This window comes from Stenotrophomonas sp. (assembly GCF_032103445.1).
Classification (GTDB): domain Bacteria; phylum Pseudomonadota; class Gammaproteobacteria; order Xanthomonadales; family Xanthomonadaceae; genus Stenotrophomonas.
In genome coordinates this window covers 64,990-80,853 of the sequence record NZ_DAMDFR010000016.1, presented here as the reverse complement: position 1 = coordinate 80,853, position 15,864 = coordinate 64,990, and the positions used below count along the sequence as shown (strand labels likewise).

The window sequence follows — 15,864 nt, the reverse complement described above, 5'->3', positions numbered from 1 at the left end:
TGTACCACGCATGGCGTGGTACCTACGAATTGCTACGTGCACAGGACAATTGCGCCGTTCGCCGGGCGCGCGCCCGGCGGGGCTTCGGATGCATGGCACAACGCCGCACCGCGCGCAGATTGACGCACCCGGCACGTCTGGCGTCGCGCGCAACGTTCGGACGCCGAACCATGCAGGCGCGAAACGGGCATCTGCGTCGATTGATTTCCTCAATACTGGAACGCAGTTCTCACCAAATCGGGGCGGATGCGCCATCAAGTTGTATTGACATCGATATTCGCCGAAACACGTCGTTTTTGCCTATTTCTTTGCGATTTCTAGAGGGGCATGGTGCGCGGACGGAGGTTAGAAACTCCAGCAAAACAGTATTGTTCGGATGTGCCTTGGTCGGGAGGGTGGCTAATACAACACCCTCATCCCGGGAAATACGCCCCCCGTCTTTGCTGTTTTGCGCGGTTTCTAACCTCCCGACCTCTCCTCGCCGTTCCGGCGAGGTGTCACGTACCTGTCGAGGACATACGATGCAGACGCGAAGGGCGAAGACCCCAGCAGTTGAATCATCCGCGCAACCCGATCCCCAACACGACAACGTCGCCCCCACTGCCGGCCACGGCATCCCCTGGGACATCTACGACGATCCCACCACACCGTTTCTCATGTCACGCGGCCATTGGCTCAGCGAAGTCGGCATGGGCTCCGGCACCCGCATCCGCACGGAATACGGCGAAGGCTTCCTGCTCTACCGCGTGATCGGCCCGCATGGCCCGGTAGCCCTGCACGTTCCCAAAATTCTGGACCGCACCGTGCGCTACACCGAAGTGATGCCCTACAGCCACATCCCGCCCCATCTGAGGAACCGCCGATGAAGCAGCCGAAGTGGTTCAAGTTCAAGATGGAAGACGAAATGCGCTGCCGCCTCAAAGGCATCGCCAAGCGCCGCAAGTACCACGCCCCCGATCTGGTGCGCTTGCTGGTGGACCGCCTGATCGCCTACGAGAACGACCCGCACGTCGTCGACCTGACCGTGTGGAGCAACACGGTCAACAAGGCGGCCATGGCGACCAGCAAGACGACCAAGCCGTTGACCGAGCCGGCACACGGCGAAGAGGACGAGGTCGACCGGGCGCGGCGCGAGGGCTGGGCCAGCCCGAAGTTCGGCCGCCGGTAAGCAGGGTAGGGACGGGCCATGCCCGTCCCCCCTGAAATCGTCCTCGCCCGTCGCCCTCGCCTGAATCACTGGCAACGTTTTCATCCTGAATAGGCTGAACGGGTTGGGATTATCCGGCCCAAAACGACGCACCCATGACGCGTTTGGCTCTATGTTGTTGAAAAATATACGTTTCAGGTAGAGTGCTGCCCACTCGCCACTGTCACCATTTCCCTGTACGTTAGACGGGTGATCTGAGCCAGCGTTTCGCCTGCGGAACACTGGAACTTTTTAACCCCCCAGCAGTCCAAATACCGGACTGCTAAAATGACGACCATGAGCCAGAACACCTCTACTGCCCTTGTGGCAAACAATCTCCCGATTCCCAGTGCGCTCGGTTCGCTGGACGCCTACATCGGTGCCGTGCACCAGATTCCGGTGCTGTCGGTCGATGACGAGCAGGACCTGGCCCGCCGCTTCCGCGACGAGCAGGACCTGGACGCCGCGCGCGAGCTGGTCCATTCCCACCTGCGCTTCGTGGTGCACGTGGCCCGTGGCTATAACGGCTACGGCCTTGCTCTGGGCGACCTCATCCAGGAAGGCAACATCGGCCTGATGAAGGCGGTGAAGCGCTTCGACCCGGACATGGGCGTTCGCCTGGTTTCCTTCGCGGTGCACTGGATCCGTGCCGAAATGCACGAGTTCATCCTGAAGAACTGGCGCATCGTGAAGGTCGCCACCACCAAGGCGCAGCGCAAGCTGTTCTTCAACCTGCGCAAGTCCAAAACCCGCCTGGGCTGGATGAACGCGGCTGAAGTCAGCGCCGTGGCGAAGGACCTCAACGTCTCCGAACGTGAAGTGCTGGAAATGGAATCGCGCCTGTCCGGTCGCGATATCGGTTTCGACGCACCGACCGACGAAGACAACGACAACGCCCCGCCGTCGCCGGCCGCGTTCCTGGTTGCCAACGACGAAGACCCGTCGATGGCCTACGAGCGCGCCGACAGCGAAGACAACCAGCTGCAGCTGCTGCGCGAAGGCCTGGCCGAGCTCGACGCCCGCTCGCGCGACATCATCCGTCGCCGCTGGCTGGACGCCGACAGCAAGGTCACCCTGCAGGAACTGGCCGATGAGTACGGTGTCTCCGCCGAACGCATCCGTCAGGTGGAAGCCAACGCCCTGAAGAAGATGAAGGCGTTGTTCGCAGCCTGATCCTGAGGCAAAAGCATCAAACAGAAAACCCGGCAGCGCCGGGTTTTTTGTTGCCCAGTTCCGGTAGCGCCGGCCGTTGGCCGGCTGCTCTTCGCGGATGACCCCAACAACCCTCCGCACTCCTGCCCGCACGGTGCTCCTGCTGCACCCATCACGGATGCGCTACCGTAACGCCTTGCCACGGAGGCCATATGAAACCAGAGGTCCAATCCCGCAAGATCGTCGTCCTGTCCGGTTCCGGCCTCAGCGCCGAGAGCGGCCTACCGACATTCCGCGACGCGCAGGGCCTGTGGAAGAACCACGCCTGGCAGGACCTGGCCAGCCCAGAAGGCTGGAGCCGCAATCCGGAGCTCGTACTGGAGTTCTACAACGAACGCCGCCAGCGTGCCTGGGAGGCACAGCCAAATGAGGCGCATCGCGCCATTGCGGAACTGGAGAGCGATTTCGACGTGGTCGTCGTCACCCAGAACGTGGACGCGCTGCACGAGCGCGCAGGATCCACCCAGGTGCTGCATGTCCATGGCGAACTGGCTTATGCAAGAAGCACCTCGGCTACGCCGCAGCGCTACAAGATCGATGATGCGCCCATCGCACTCGGCCAATTGGCAGACGACGGCACGCAATTGCGACCGGACATCGTATGGTTCGGCGAGCAGACACAACACATGGAAGAGGCGCGCTGGCATGTGGCCACGGCCGCAAAGGTGCTGGTGGTCGGAACCTCATTGACCGTGCAGCCCGCAGCCTCTTTGGTCAGCGCAGCACGCGGGCGCGCCGAAAAGCTGCTGGTGTCGCTGGACATGGAGCGGATTCCCTATGGGTTCCGCTACCTGCAGGGTCCAGCTACCCAGCACGTTCCTGCGATCGTGGAGCGCTGGCGGAACGCGCCCTGAAACGCGAAAGGCCCGGCATCTGCCGGGCCCCTCTGCTCGTTACGCCCGCTCGCGCGCAATCGCACGCCAACCGATATCGCCACGATGGAACTCATGTTCCCACGTGACCTTGGCCACACCGGCGTAGGCATTCGCCTGCGCCTCACCCACGCTGTTACCCAACGCGGCCACGCACAGCACGCGCCCGCCGGCGCTGAGCACCTGGCCCTGCGCATCCAGCGTGGTGCCGGCATGGAACACCTTGGCGCTGGCCGGCACCTGGTCCAGGCCGCTGATCACGTCACCGGTGATCGGGGTTTCTGGGTACGGCGAGGCCGCCATCACCACGCCCAGCGACGGGCGCGGGTCCCACTGGGCCTGCGTCTCATGCAGGCGCTCATCAATCGCGGCTTCCACCAGATCCACCAGGTCCGACTGCAAGCGCAGCATCACCGGCTGGGTTTCCGGGTCACCGAAGCGGACGTTGAACTCGATCACCTTCGGCGCGCCGCTGGCGTCGATCATCAGGCCGGCGTACAGGAAGCCGGTGAACGGAATGCCGTCGGCGATCATGCCCTGCACGGTGGGGTTCACCACCTCGCGCATCACGCGGGTATGCACTTCATCGGTGACCACCGGGGCAGGCGAGTAGGCGCCCATGCCGCCGGTGTTCGGGCCGGTGTCGCCGTCGCCCACGCGCTTGTGGTCCTGCGAGGTCGCCATCGGCAGCGCGGTCCTGCCATCCACCATCGAGATGAAGCTGGCTTCTTCGCCGTCCAGGAATTCCTCGATCACCACGCGCGCACCGGCGTCGCCGAACGCATTACCCGACAGCATGTCGCGCACGGCAACTTCGGCTTCGTCCAGCGTCATTGCCACGATCACGCCCTTGCCGGCGGCCAGGCCGTCGGCCTTGATCACGATCGGCGCGCCCTTCTCACGCACGTACTGCAGCGCGGCGTCCACGTCGGTGTGCACGGCGTAGAACGCGGTCGGGATGTTGTGGCGGGCCAGGAAGTCCTTGGCGTAGGCTTTGCTGCCTTCCAACTGCGCGGCTTTCGCGGTCGGCCCGAAGATGCGGTGGCCGGCAGCGCGGAAGCGGTCCACCACGCCAGCGACCAGGGGCACTTCCGGTCCCACCACGGTCAGCTCGACGCCTTCTTCCTGCACCAGCTCCAGCAGGCCATCAAGATCGGTGACCTTGACCGCCACGTTGCGGCACTTGGCTTCAGTCGCGGTGCCGGCGTTGCCGGGGGCGACCAGCACTTCGCTGACGCGGGCGGACTGGGCCAGCTTCCAGGCCAGGGCATGTTCACGGCCGCCGGAGCCGATGACGAGGATTTTCATTGAGAGGTCCTGGAATAGCGATCAAATAGAAATGCGGAATCTGCAAGGCGTGCCGCGTCGAACTGTCAAGGAATCCTTGACAGTTCGCATGGCCAATCAATGCCGGAAATGACGCACGCCGGTGAACACCATCGCAATCCCATGCTCATCGGCCGCCGCAATCACCTCAGCGTCGCGCATCGAACCACCCGGCTGGATCACCGCCTTGATGCCGGCCGCTGCCGCTGCATCGATACCGTCGCGGAACGGGAAGAACGCATCAGACGCCATCACCGAACCTTCCACCACCAGATTTGCATCACCGGCCTTGATCCCGGCAATGCGCGCGGAATACACGCGGCTCATCTGGCCGGCACCGACGCCGATGGTGCGGTTGTCCTTGGCGTACACAATGGCGTTGGACTTCACGAACTTGGCCACGTTCCAGGCAAACAGCAGGTCGGTGAACTGCTTTTCGGTCGGGGCCAGCTTGCTCACCACCTTGAGCTCGTCACGGCTCATGCCGCGGTTGTCGGCGCTCTGCACCAGCAGGCCCGAACCGATGCGCTTGGTGTCGTAGTTGTTGCGGCCGTCGCCGTGCGGAATGCGCAGCACGCGCACGTTGGCCTTCTTCTGTGCGTATTCCAGTGCGGCCGGCTCGTAGTCCGGGGCGATCAGCACTTCCACGAACTGGCGGTCCAGGATGACCTGCGCGGTGGCGGCGTCGAGCGGCTTGTTGAAGGCGATGATGCCGCCGAAGGCGCTGGTCGGGTCGGTGGCGTAGGCCAGCTCATAGGCATCGCCGTTGGCCACACCCACGGCCACGCCGCACGGATTGGCGTGCTTGACGATGACGCAGGCCGGGGCGTCGAACTGACGCACGCATTCCCACGCGGCATCTGCGTCGGCCAGGTTGTTGTAGCTCAGTTCCTTGCCCTGCAGCTGCTGGAACGTGGCCAGCGTGCCCGGCACCGGGTACAGGTCGCGGTAGAACGCGCCGGCCTGGTGCGGGTTCTCGCCGTAGCGCAGGTCCATCACTTTGAGGAAGTTGGAGTTCATCTGCGCCGGGAACTCGGTGCGCACCGGCACGGCGGCGTCGGTGGCGGTCACCGAGGACAGGTAGTTGCTGATCGCAGCGTCGTACTGGGCCACGCGGTTGAACGCGGCCACCGAGAACGCAAAGCGCTTGGCGGCAGACAGCTGGCCGTCATTGGCGTCCAGCTCGGCCAGCAGCTCGGCGTACTGCGCCGGGTCGGTGGCGACGGCGACGCGGGCGAAGTTCTTGGCCGCCGAACGCAGCATGGCCGGGCCACCGATGTCGATGTTCTCAACGGCGTCGGCCAGGGTGCAGTCGGCCTTGGCGGTGACCGACTCGAACGGGTACAGGTTCAGCACCAGCAGGTCGATCGGGGCGATGCCATGCTCGGCCATCACCGCTTCGTCCTGTCCGGCGCGACCGAGCAGGCCGCCGTGCACCACCGGGTGCAGGGTCTTGACCCGGCCGTCCATCATTTCCGGGAAGCCGGTGACATCGGCCACGTCCTTGACCGGCAGGCCGGCCTCGCGGATCGCCTTGGCGGTGCCGCCGGTGGACAGCAGCTCCACGTTGCGGGCGGCGAGGGCACGGGCCAGGTCGATCAGACCGGTTTTGTCGGAAACAGACAGCAGGGCCCGGCGCACGGGCAGCAGATCGGAACTCATGGGGGGCGGCAGTTCGAAGCGGAGCGGGCCCATATTGTAGGCTGTGCGGCATCTGCCTTCGACCGCAGGAAGGGAATCGTGTCGATCTATGCACTGAAAGGACGTTTTCAGAACCTGCTGCGGCCGGCGGTGGGGGCCTTGTACAAAGCCGGGGTGACCGCCAATGCCGTCACCGTGGCCGCTGCGCTGGTCTCGCTGGGAGTGGCTTGGGCCGTATACGTCTGGGCTCCAGCCCACCCGCTGCTGTATCTGCTGCTGCCCGGCTGGATGCTGCTGCGCATGGCCCTGAACGCCGTGGACGGCATGCTGGCGCGGGAGTTCGGCCAGCAGTCCCGGCTCGGGGCCTATCTCAACGAGCTGTGCGACGTCATCGCCGACGCGGCCCTGTACCTCAGTCTGCTCAGTGTGCCCGGCGTCTCGGTCACCGCCCTGTGGGCCATGACCTGGGCGGCGGCGCTGTGCGAATACGCCGGGGTGCTGGGCCTGATGGTCGGGGCCAGCCGGCGCTATGACGGCCCGATGGGCAAAAGTGATCGTGCTTTTGTGATCGGCGTGACAGGATGTGCCCTTGCTCTGGGCTGGCTGGACGGGACCTGGGTGGGCTACGTGGCCTGGGCGGCAGCCGCACTGTGTGCGCTGACCACCTGGCGACGGGTACGCAATGGATTGGCGGAAGCGGGCTGACCGGCCCCCACATCGCTGGCTGCACAACGGAGTGATGCATGCGCGTAGAGCAACAGCTGACGTTTCACAGTTTTGATGGCCAGGAGCTGTTTTACCGGTACTGGCCGGCCACCACGGGAAGCACCCCGGCCAAGGCCGTCGTCCTGCTGCACCGGGGCCATGAGCACTCTGGCCGGGTCGTGCACCTGGTGGACGAGCTCGACATGCCGGACGCGGCGGTGTTCGCTTGGGATGCGCGCGGCAATGGCCGTTCGCCCGGCGTACGCGGCGATGCGCCGGGTTTTGATGCACTGGTGCGCGACCTGGACCGCTTCATCGCGCTGATCGGCGAGCAGCATGGCATCGCGGTGCAGGACATCGCCATCGTCGCGCAGAGCGTCGGTGCCGTGGTGGCGGCCACCTGGGTACACGACTATGCGCCGCCGCTGCGGGCGCTGGTGCTGGCGTCGCCGGCATTCAAGGTGAAGTTGTACGTGCCGCTCGCGGTGCCCGGCTTGAAGCTGATGCAGAAGCTGCGCGGCAACTTCTTCGTCAACAGCTACGTCAAGCCGCAGTGGCTGACCCATGACCCGGCCCGCGTCGAGAGCTACCGCACTGATCCACTGATCACCCGGCCGATCTCGGTGCGCGTGCTGCTGGGCCTGTACGAGGCCGCCGAGCGCGTGGTCGGCGATGCGCAGGCGATCACCGTGCCGACCCAGTTGCTGGTATCCGGCTCGGACTTCGTGGTGCACCGCGCACCGCAGGATCGCTTCTACGAGCGCCTGTCCAGCCCGGTGAAGGAACGTCACCTGCTGCCCGGCTTCTTCCACGACACGCTGGGCGAGCGCGATCGCGCACCCGCCATCGCCGCCATCCGCCGCTTCCTCGGCGAACGCTTCGCCGCACCGCTGGTACGCCCGAGCCTGCGCGATGCGCATCGGCAGGGCCCGACCTTCAACGAGGCCGAGGTACTGGCGTGGCCGCCACAGCGCAACAGCCTGCAGGACCTGTACTGGCGCTTCACCCGCGCGGGGCTGCGCTTCGGCGGCAACCTCTCCGAAGGCATCGCGCTGGGGCTGCAGACCGGTTTCGATTCGGGCAGCACGCTGGATTACATCTACCGCAACGAGGCGCGCGGCCGCGGTCCGATGGGACGGCTGGTCGACCGCAACTATCTGGACGCCATCGGCTGGCGCGGCATCCGCATCCGTCGCACGCATGTGCGCGAACTGCTGCAGTCGGGGGCCCAGCGCCTGCGCGCCGAAGGTCTGCCGGTGCGGGTGCTGGACGTGGCCGCCGGTCACGGCCGCTACGCGCTCGATGACCTCGCCCAAGGCGAACAACGCGCGGACTCTATCCAGCTGCGCGACTTCAGTCCACTCAACGTGGAGCAGGGCAGGGCGCTGATCCGCCAGTTCAACGCGGACGACATCGCCACCTTCGAACAAGGCGATGCCTTCGATGCGCCATCGCTGGCCGCGCTGCCGGTGGCCCCGACGCTGTCGATTGTGTCAGGCCTTTACGAACTGTTCGCCGATAACGATGCGGTGTCGCGCTCGCTGCAGGGCATCGCTGCGGCAATGCGCGACGGCGGCTATCTGGTCTACACCGGGCAACCGTGGCACCCGCAGCTGGAGTTCATCGCCCGCGCACTCACCAGCCACCGCGAAGGCGCGGCGTGGGTGATGCGCCGGCGTACCCAGCAGGAAATGGACGAGCTGGTGCGGCTGGCCGGATTTGAAAAAGTCGAGCAGCGCATCGATGCGTTCGGCATCTTCACCGTGTCACTGGCGCGACGGGTGACCCATGGCTGAGGGCGCGCGCCCGTGGCGACGCGCGCTGCTGTGGCTGGCCGTGCTGGGGCCGTTCTTCTTCCTCAGCTACGGCTTCGCCAATCACCTGGCCTCGCTGCAGGCGTTCGTGCCATCGATCGTGTTCGATTGGGAAGCGCGGATCCCGTTCCAGGCCTGGACCATCGTGCCGTACTGGTCCATCGACCTGTTCTACGTGGCCTCGTTCTTCATCTGCACCTACCGCGCCGAGCTGGACGCGCACGCGCGACGGCTGCTCACGGCGCAGCTGCTGTCGGTGACGTGTTTCCTGCTGTGGCCGCTGCGCTTCAGCCTGGAACGGCCGGAAACCGGCGGTGTGTTCGGCTGGCTGTTCGACGTGCTGCTGGGCTTCGACAAGCCGTTCAACCAGGCACCTTCGCTGCACATCGTGCTGCTGGTGGTGCTGTGGGTGCGCTACCAGCAGCATCTGCAGGGGTGGTGGCGGGCGGCGCTGCATGTGTGGTTCGGGCTGATCGGTCTTTCGGTGCTGACCACCTGGCAGCACCATTTCATCGACGTGCCCACCGGCGTGGCGGTGGGGTGGCTGTGCGTGTGGATGTGGCCGATTGAAGCGCGCTCGCCGCTGGCCGCATGGCAGACCGCGCGCGACCCGGTGCGCTGGAAGCTGGCGCTGCTGTATGCCCTCGGCAGTGCGGGGTGCGCAGCGTTGGCACTGCATCTCGGCGGTTGGGCGCTGTGGCTGGGATGGCCCGCACTGTCGCTGGCGCTGGTGGCGCTGGCCTATGCCGGCTTTGGCACTGCGGTCTTCCAGAAGCAGGAAGATGGCCGTCTGAGCATGGCGGCCAGCTGGCTGCTGGCCCCGTATCTGCTGGCGGCGTGGTGCAACTCGCGCTGGTGGACGCGGCGCATGCCGCAGCCTCAGCAGGTGGTCGACGGGGTCTGGCTGGGTCGCCTGCCGGAAGCGGGGGCAGCGTTGCAGCCGGTGACCGTGGTGGACGTGTGCGCTGAACTGCCGTTCCGCGGTCGGGTCCGCCATTACCGTCACGTGCCGATGCTGGATCTGGCCACGCCCACCCCCGCTGCGCTGCGTCGTGCCGCCGAGGCCATCGGCCATGGTCATCGACGCGGCAGCGTGCTGGTGTGCTGCGCGCTGGGTTATTCACGCAGCGCGGCCGCGCTGGCCACCTGGTTGTGCCTGAGCGGGCGCGCCGACAGTGCCGACAAGGCGGTGGCGCTGCTGGCCCAGGATTGCCCGTGGATCGTGCTGACCCCGCGCCATCGTCGCGCCATCGAACAGGCGATTCGCTTGCCGGAAACCCCCGGGCCGTTGCAGGTGAACGCATGAGCGGGATGATGCAGATCCACGCCATGGCGGCCGTGCTGCGGCAAGGACGAGGGCTGGCGGCGGTGGCGTGGCTGTGTGCTGGCACCGCGCTGCTGCTGTTGTGCCTGTGGCCGCTGACCACGCTTTCCAGTGCTTTCGCCCTGTTCTCGCTGTTTGCCGGTGCGGTTCAGGCCGGCTACGCGGTTCGGGTCAACTTCGATCACGCACTGCTGAAGGGCTTTGCCGCCAGCGGCAACGATGACGACCCGGCGCGCCTGGATGCGGCGCTGGCGGCGCTCGAGCTGCGCCCAGCGGCAGTGACGCCACGCAGCTGGGCGGACCGTTGGCAGGGCATGCGCGCCTTGCTGCGTGGACAATGCATCGCGCTGATGGTGCAGGTGCTGTTGCTGCTCTGCGCGATTTGGCTGCGCGGATGAGCCTGCGCATGGAGAACGGCGATATGCGGGAGATCATGGATGCTGGCTGATCTGGTGGCACGTGGCTGCAGTGGTGCGATCCGCACGCTCACCGGGGCGCGCGCGTTGTGGCAGGGCTGTGCGCCCTCCAGCGACCATCGCGTGTACTACGGCAATCACGCCAGCCATGGTGATTTCGTGTTGATCTGGTCGTCGCTGCCGGTGCAGCTGCGCCGGCACGTGCGTCCGGTCGCCGCAGCGGAGTACTGGCAGCGCGATGGTCTGCGTCGCTATCTGATCCACGCCGTGTTCAACGGCGTGTTGATCGAGCGCGAACGCACGTCGCGGCAGCAGGATCCGATTGCGTGCCTGTGCCAGGCGGTGGATGAGGGCAATTCGCTGATCCTGTTCCCGGAGGGCACGCGAAACCCGGAAGAGGGCGTGCTGCCCTTCAAAAGCGGGATCTACCACCTGGCCCGGCAGCGGCCCGAGCTGGAGTTCGTGCCGGTATGGATCGACAATCTCAAGCGGGTGATGCCGAAGGGGCGCTGGCTGCCGTTGCCGCTGCTGTGCACCACCACCTTTGGCGAGCCGCTGCGCCTGAATGCAGGCGAGGACAAGCAGCAGTTCCTTGACCGGGCCCGCGAAGCCTTGCTGGCACTGGATCCTCAGCTGGCACGGAGCAGCGCATGATGGCCCTGCAGGATATCGCCGCGCAGGTCGCACAGCTTTCCACCCATGCGCAGACCCGGCTGCTGTTCGCCGGCATTGCGGGGGTGCTGGTAGTGGCCACGGTCATTGCCGAAACCCTGCGCTGGCGTAGCCGCCACGCGCCCAGCAGCGTGATCGCCAACCTGGTCTCGCGCATCCGCGCGTGGTGGGTGATGGCGGCAGTGGTGGCACTGGCGTTCTTCTTCGGGCGCACCGGCGTGATCGTGCTGTTCGCCATCGTGTCGCTGTTCGCGCTGCGCGAGTTCATCACGCTCACGCCAACCCGCGCAGGCGATTACTACGCGCTGCTGGCCGCGTTCTATGTGGTGCTGCCGTGGCAGTACTGGCTGGTGTGGACCGACTGGTATGGCATGTACACGCTGCTCATTCCGGTCTATGCGTTCCTGTTCCTGCCGATCCTGGCCACCATTGGCGGCGATACCACGAACTACCTGGAGCGGACCTCCAAGGTGCAGTGGGGCCTGATGATCTGCGTGTTCTGCATCTCGCATGTGCCGGCGCTGCTGAACCTGCGCCTGGAAGGGGTGGAGCCGGCGCGCAACCTGCTGCTGTTCGCGTTCCTGGTGATCGTGGTGCAGTCCTCGGATGTGCTGCAGTACATCTGGGGCAAGCTGCTCGGGCGACACCTGATCGCACCGAAACTGTCACCGTCGAAAACGGTCGAGGGCTTCATCGGCGGCGTGCTGTCGGCCAGCGCGCTGGGTGCGGCGCTGTGGTGGCTGACACCGTTCACGCCGTGGCAGGCGTTCGGCATGTCGCTGGCGATCAACCTGATGGGGTTCTGGGGCGGCCTGGTGATGTCGGCGATCAAGCGCGATCGCGGCATCAAGGATTGGGGCCACATGATCGAGGGCCATGGCGGCATGCTCGATCGGCTGGATTCGGTGTGCTTTGCGGCACCGGTGTTCTTCCACCTGGTGCGGTATTTCTGGGGTTGAGACCCAACCTCAGGTGGCGATGCCGTATTCCTTGAGCTTCTTGCGCAGCGTGGCGCGGTGGATGCCCAGCATGGCCGCGGCGCGGCTCTGGTTGCCTTCGCAGTGGTTCAGCACTTCCACGAACAGCGGAATTTCCATCTCGCGCAGCACGATCTCGTACACGTCGTCCGCGTCGCAGCCATCCAGGTCGCGCAGGTAGCGCCGGACCGACTGGGCCACGTGTTCGCGCAGCGGTGGCTTGGCCGCGCCACGACTACTGTCAGGACGTGAAAAGACTGCGTTCAAGAAGAATCCCGGATGCGAAAGCCGGGGCGGACCGCAGCCCCGGACGGAAAGACGAAGGCGACCAGTCTAGCGCGTGCCGGCTCCCCCCGCCATGCCGGAACGTGCAATAAAGGGTTGCTGCAGTGAACGCTTACAGGAACTCGAAGGTGAACGCGACCGTGGAGGCGGCGGGTTCGCGGACCCGGAACGCGATCTGTGCGCTCTGCCCCGGTTCAAGTACGGAATGCGCGTCGCCATTCGGCCCCAGGTAGTCCTGCGGCGCGAACACGCCGGTGCCGATCACCCGGCCGTCGGCATCGGACAGCGACAGCCGCAGCTGCGGCCAGGCCTGGGCCCAGCGCGCATCGTTGCGGAAGCTGGCCTGCACCTGCAGTGCGCCGGGCTGGGTCGGCACCGGCCGCACGTCGCGGCTGATCATGCTGAAAGCGCTCGGTTCGTGCCAGGCTGGCAGGCTGCAACGCAGGACGCTGCACAGCCCGGCCACCCACGGCCGGCTGCCCGCATCCGCCGCCAGATTGGCGCGGTCGGCGACCATGATCTGCAGCACCAGCAGAACGACCAGCCCGCTGACCACACCCCATTGCCAGCGCGGGGTGCGCGGGGCGGGCAGCGGAGCGCGGGTGAAGCTCGGAGCGGCGGCGACCGGTGGTTCGGAGGCAGGCGGTGCTGCAGGCTCCGGTTCCGCCACGGCCGGCTCGACCTCAGGGACATCCGCGGATGTTTCTGTGTCGGCAGCGGGGATGTCCGCGCTCCCGGCCGCTGGTGTCTGCGCATCCATGCCCGGCGCATCCGCGTCGGGCGTGGTGTCGACGGATTCGCTTGCTGCCGGCATTTCAGGATCGGTGGCAGTACCCGGCGTGGCACGCAGGAACGTGGCCAGTGGGCGGCGAGGCGGCGGCGTAGGCTCGGTCATGCGTCAGGGCCGGGCGAAGGTGCTGCTATTCAAGCACGACGGACGCCGGTGATGCGCATCCAGTCGTCTTCGCGGGTGGCTTCCAGCTGATCGAACCACGCGGCGTAGCGCTGCAGCAGTTCGTCTTCCTGGCCGTGCAGAATGCCGGACAGCGCGATGCGGCCGTTCGGTGCCACGCGTGCGGCCAGCACCTCGGCCAGTGCGTCGAGCGCCGAGGCCAGGATGTTGGCGACCACTACCGGATAGGTGGCCTGCGGTTCGTCTGCGGGCAGGTACACCTGCAGGCGATCCTGCTCGCCATTGCGCTCGGCGTTGTCGCCGGTGGCGATGACCGCCTGCGGGTCGTTGTCCACGCCCACCGCCTGCGCCGCGCCGAGCTTCAGTGCGGCCAGTGCCAGGATGCCCGAGCCGCAGCCGAAGTCGAGCACGGTGCGTCCGTCCAGCAGGCCGTCGGCGGCGAGCCCATCCAGCCAGCGCAGGCACAGCGCGGTGGTCGGATGGGTACCCGAGCCGAAGGCCAGGCCCGGATCCAGCCGTACGACCGCCGCGTCATCGCGCTGCGCGGCCTCGGGCAGTTCATGGTTCCAGGGCACGATCCAGGTACGCGAGCCGAACGCCATCGGCTGGAACTGGTCCAGCCACGCGCGCTCCCAGTCTTCGTCCTCCACACCGCGGAAGCTGGCGCTTTCCCACTGCAGGCCCGGGTCGAACGCTTCCAGCGCGGCCAGCAGCGCCAGCGCGTTGGTGTCGGCCGGGAACAGCGCGGTCAGGACCAGGTCGTTCCACAGCGGGGTTTCACCCACGCCCGGTTCAAGGATGGCGCGCTCGTTGCTGGTGTCGGCGTCCGCATCCAGCAGGGTCACCGCCAACGCGCCCACATCATCCAGCGCGTTCTCATAGCGGGGCTGGGTGGCTTCGGTGCAGTGCAGGGTGAGTTCCAGATACGGCATGGGCTGAAAACGGCAGTCGGCGGGAAAGCGAGCATGCTAGACGATTGCGGCGGGCCTTGCCCGGCCGATCTCAGCATTTGGTGAGAATTCAGCCGTCGTCATGTTCAGGCAGGGCGGCGACAGCTTGATAAACTGGGGGTTCTGCTGTCTGTGCGCTGGCCTGGCCCCTCGAACATGACGTTTGTGCCCACCCTCAAAACCTGGCTGCTGGTGGTTCCGGCCCTGGCCTTGCTGGGGGTGGTGGGCTATCGCGCCGGCGGCCGTGCGCTGCCGGCGAACGATCACGCGACCGGCATGGTCAGTGGGGCTCCGGCCGAGGTGACGCTGGAGACGCCCTTACGGGCGCAGCAACTGGCGCGTCAGCTGCTTGCCACTGAGCGCACCGGCAGCGTGCCGTCCGGCCTGCCGTTGGATATCCGCGCCGACATGGAAGGCGACACCGACCTGTTCGCCTATGCCCAGCGTCTGCAGCAGCAGGCCGCCGCGGGCAACACCGAGGCGCGCTGGATGGTCAGCCGGGTTTACGACTATTGCGCGCTGTATGCGATGGATCCGGGCGGCTACCAGCTCGACAACACCCTGCTGGCCAGCATGGGCATGAACAGCGCTGCGCCCATCGTGCAGGCCCGCGAACGTGTGGCCCGTCGATGCGGTGGGTTCGTGGCCAGCGACGGGCTGGGTCGCAAGCTCATCCTGACCCAGCGGCTGCAGGCGGCGCAGTCGGGCAACCTCGCTGCGGAAGCCGCATTGATGGCTGACGGCCAGCCGCTGCAGCCAACGTCTGAGTACAAGCGCGACCTGGTCGAACGTGTGCTGGATTCGCGCGACCCGGAAGCCTACATGGCGCTGTCGCCGGCAATGGGCCAGCGTGCGGCCGGCGACGCGGCGCTGCAGGGTCTGGTGGCCGGCGACCAGTTCAGCGAACTGGCGTGGCGACTGGCCGCCTGTGAGCTGGGCATGGCCTGCGGGCCGGACAGTGTGCTGATGAACAATTTCTGTGCGAACGGAGGGATCTGCTCGCAGGACGGTGGACAGGATTTTTCCAGTTTCGTGTATGACGCTGCGGTATCGCGGCAAGGTGCGAGCAAAATGAAGGCGTTGGTCGAAGAGCTGATCAAGCGGAGAAACGGGCGATGAACTACCGTCGATTCCTGCATGGTGCGAAATTCTGGTTCTGGGTGGCGCTGTTCGTGGCCTACTCGGCAGGTGCGGTCGGCCTGGTGCTGATCGACACCTACGATGACCGCTACCGGCATCTGTCCAAGGTGAAACTGACCACGGTGAAGGCGCAGGAAGACGTGCGCCGCGCGGGTGCCAGCCAGGTGGCCGCGGTTTACCGTGCGCAGAGCGGCATGCCGTTCGCCTCGCTGCCCGCTGGCAGCACCTTCCAGGTGGTGTGGCCGGATGGTTCCACCGAAACCATGGTGATTGTCGATCCGACCTCCACGCTGGGCGTGGCTCCGGTGATGGACACCCAGGTGACCGCCGCAGACGTACAGGCTCCGGTGACCTCGGCCGACGCCTCGCGCTGAGGCTGAAAGCGACTATCGATTGGACAGTGACGGTTCCGAAGATTCTCAATCTCGGAA

The 15,864-nt window shown here is 66.1% G+C and carries 17 protein-coding genes; 12 read left to right on the top strand and 5 right to left on the bottom strand.

What is annotated here, in order from left to right; all coding sequences use genetic code 11:
• The first annotated feature begins 521 nt into the window (after nt 1-521).
• The 4 genes from RT551_RS08470 (at nt 522) to RT551_RS08455 (ending at nt 3,252) form a co-directional block, all read left to right on the top strand.
• Nucleotides 522-866, top strand: a complete 345-nt coding sequence (locus RT551_RS08470) for a hypothetical protein (protein WP_313457447.1) — start codon at nt 522-524, stop codon at nt 864-866.
• On the top strand, nt 863-1,168 hold the full coding sequence (locus RT551_RS08465; RefSeq protein ID WP_313457444.1) for a hypothetical protein: 306 nt from the start codon (nt 863-865) through the stop codon (nt 1,166-1,168). Before RT551_RS08470 ends, RT551_RS08465 begins: the two co-directional genes overlap by 4 nt.
• A 315-nt stretch (nt 1,169-1,483) precedes the next feature.
• Complete coding sequence (rpoH, locus tag RT551_RS08460; RefSeq protein WP_125360172.1) at nt 1,484-2,359, top strand: RNA polymerase sigma factor RpoH; 876 nt, start codon at nt 1,484-1,486, stop codon at nt 2,357-2,359.
• Nucleotides 2,360-2,550: 191 nt separating this feature from the next.
• Nucleotides 2,551-3,252: a Sir2 family NAD-dependent protein deacetylase gene (locus RT551_RS08455; protein WP_313457442.1), complete on the top strand. Its 702-nt coding sequence runs from the start codon at nt 2,551-2,553 to the stop codon at nt 3,250-3,252.
• A 39-nt stretch (nt 3,253-3,291) separates the two neighbouring features.
• Here RT551_RS08455 and purD read toward each other — a convergent pair whose 3' ends face one another.
• Both purD and purH read right to left on the bottom strand, forming a co-directional pair.
• A complete protein-coding gene (gene purD, locus RT551_RS08450; protein ID WP_313457439.1) occupies nt 3,292-4,578 on the bottom strand; it encodes a phosphoribosylamine--glycine ligase in 1,287 nt (428 codons plus the stop codon).
• Nucleotides 4,579-4,674: 96 nt separating this feature from the next.
• On the bottom strand, nt 4,675-6,258 hold the full coding sequence (purH, locus tag RT551_RS08445) for a bifunctional phosphoribosylaminoimidazolecarboxamide formyltransferase/IMP cyclohydrolase (protein ID WP_313457436.1): 1,584 nt from the start codon (nt 6,256-6,258) through the stop codon (nt 4,675-4,677).
• A gap of 75 nt (nt 6,259-6,333) precedes the next feature.
• Between purH and RT551_RS08440 the strand changes: the two genes are divergently transcribed.
• The 6 genes from RT551_RS08440 to RT551_RS08415 are packed head-to-tail and all read left to right on the top strand — an operon-like array spanning nt 6,334 to nt 12,127.
• Nucleotides 6,334-6,942 (top strand): CDP-alcohol phosphatidyltransferase family protein, encoded by a 609-nt coding sequence (locus tag RT551_RS08440; RefSeq protein WP_313457455.1) that lies wholly within the window; start codon nt 6,334-6,336, stop codon nt 6,940-6,942.
• A gap of 38 nt (nt 6,943-6,980) precedes the next feature.
• Entirely contained in the window at nt 6,981-8,738 is a 1,758-nt protein-coding gene (locus tag RT551_RS08435; RefSeq protein WP_313457433.1) for a bifunctional alpha/beta hydrolase/class I SAM-dependent methyltransferase, read from the top strand.
• Entirely contained in the window at nt 8,731-10,062 is a 1,332-nt protein-coding gene (locus RT551_RS08430; protein ID WP_313457430.1) for a phosphatase PAP2/dual specificity phosphatase family protein, read from the top strand. Before RT551_RS08435 ends, RT551_RS08430 begins: the two co-directional genes overlap by 8 nt.
• Nucleotides 10,059-10,478, top strand: coding sequence for a hypothetical protein (locus tag RT551_RS08425; protein ID WP_313457427.1), 420 nt, complete (start codon nt 10,059-10,061; stop codon nt 10,476-10,478). Before RT551_RS08430 ends, RT551_RS08425 begins: the two co-directional genes overlap by 4 nt.
• Before the next feature lie 39 nt (nt 10,479-10,517).
• On the top strand, nt 10,518-11,150 hold the full coding sequence (locus tag RT551_RS08420; RefSeq protein ID WP_313457424.1) for a lysophospholipid acyltransferase family protein: 633 nt from the start codon (nt 10,518-10,520) through the stop codon (nt 11,148-11,150).
• A complete protein-coding gene (locus RT551_RS08415; RefSeq protein ID WP_313457452.1) occupies nt 11,150-12,127 on the top strand; it encodes a phosphatidate cytidylyltransferase in 978 nt (325 codons plus the stop codon). The genes RT551_RS08420 and RT551_RS08415 overlap by 1 nt, the downstream gene beginning before the upstream one ends.
• Nucleotides 12,128-12,136: 9 nt before the next feature.
• On the opposite strand, the gene fis is transcribed toward RT551_RS08415, so the two are convergent.
• From fis to prmA, 3 genes are all read right to left on the bottom strand, one after another.
• A complete protein-coding gene (gene fis, locus RT551_RS08410; RefSeq protein WP_311192793.1) occupies nt 12,137-12,412 on the bottom strand; it encodes a DNA-binding transcriptional regulator Fis in 276 nt (91 codons plus the stop codon).
• A gap of 130 nt (nt 12,413-12,542) precedes the next feature.
• A complete protein-coding gene (locus RT551_RS08405) occupies nt 12,543-13,325 on the bottom strand; it encodes a DUF3426 domain-containing protein (RefSeq protein WP_313457421.1) in 783 nt (260 codons plus the stop codon).
• A 29-nt stretch (nt 13,326-13,354) separates the two neighbouring features.
• Complete coding sequence (prmA, locus tag RT551_RS08400) at nt 13,355-14,275, bottom strand: 50S ribosomal protein L11 methyltransferase (RefSeq protein WP_313457419.1); 921 nt, start codon at nt 14,273-14,275, stop codon at nt 13,355-13,357.
• A 174-nt stretch (nt 14,276-14,449) separates the two neighbouring features.
• Between prmA and RT551_RS08395 the strand changes: the two genes are divergently transcribed.
• A complete protein-coding gene (locus RT551_RS08395; RefSeq protein ID WP_313457418.1) occupies nt 14,450-15,412 on the top strand; it encodes a hypothetical protein in 963 nt (320 codons plus the stop codon).
• Entirely contained in the window at nt 15,409-15,807 is a 399-nt protein-coding gene (locus RT551_RS08390; protein ID WP_313457415.1) for a hypothetical protein, read from the top strand. The genes RT551_RS08395 and RT551_RS08390 overlap by 4 nt, the downstream gene beginning before the upstream one ends.
• Nucleotides 15,808-15,864: the final 57 nt, after the last annotated feature.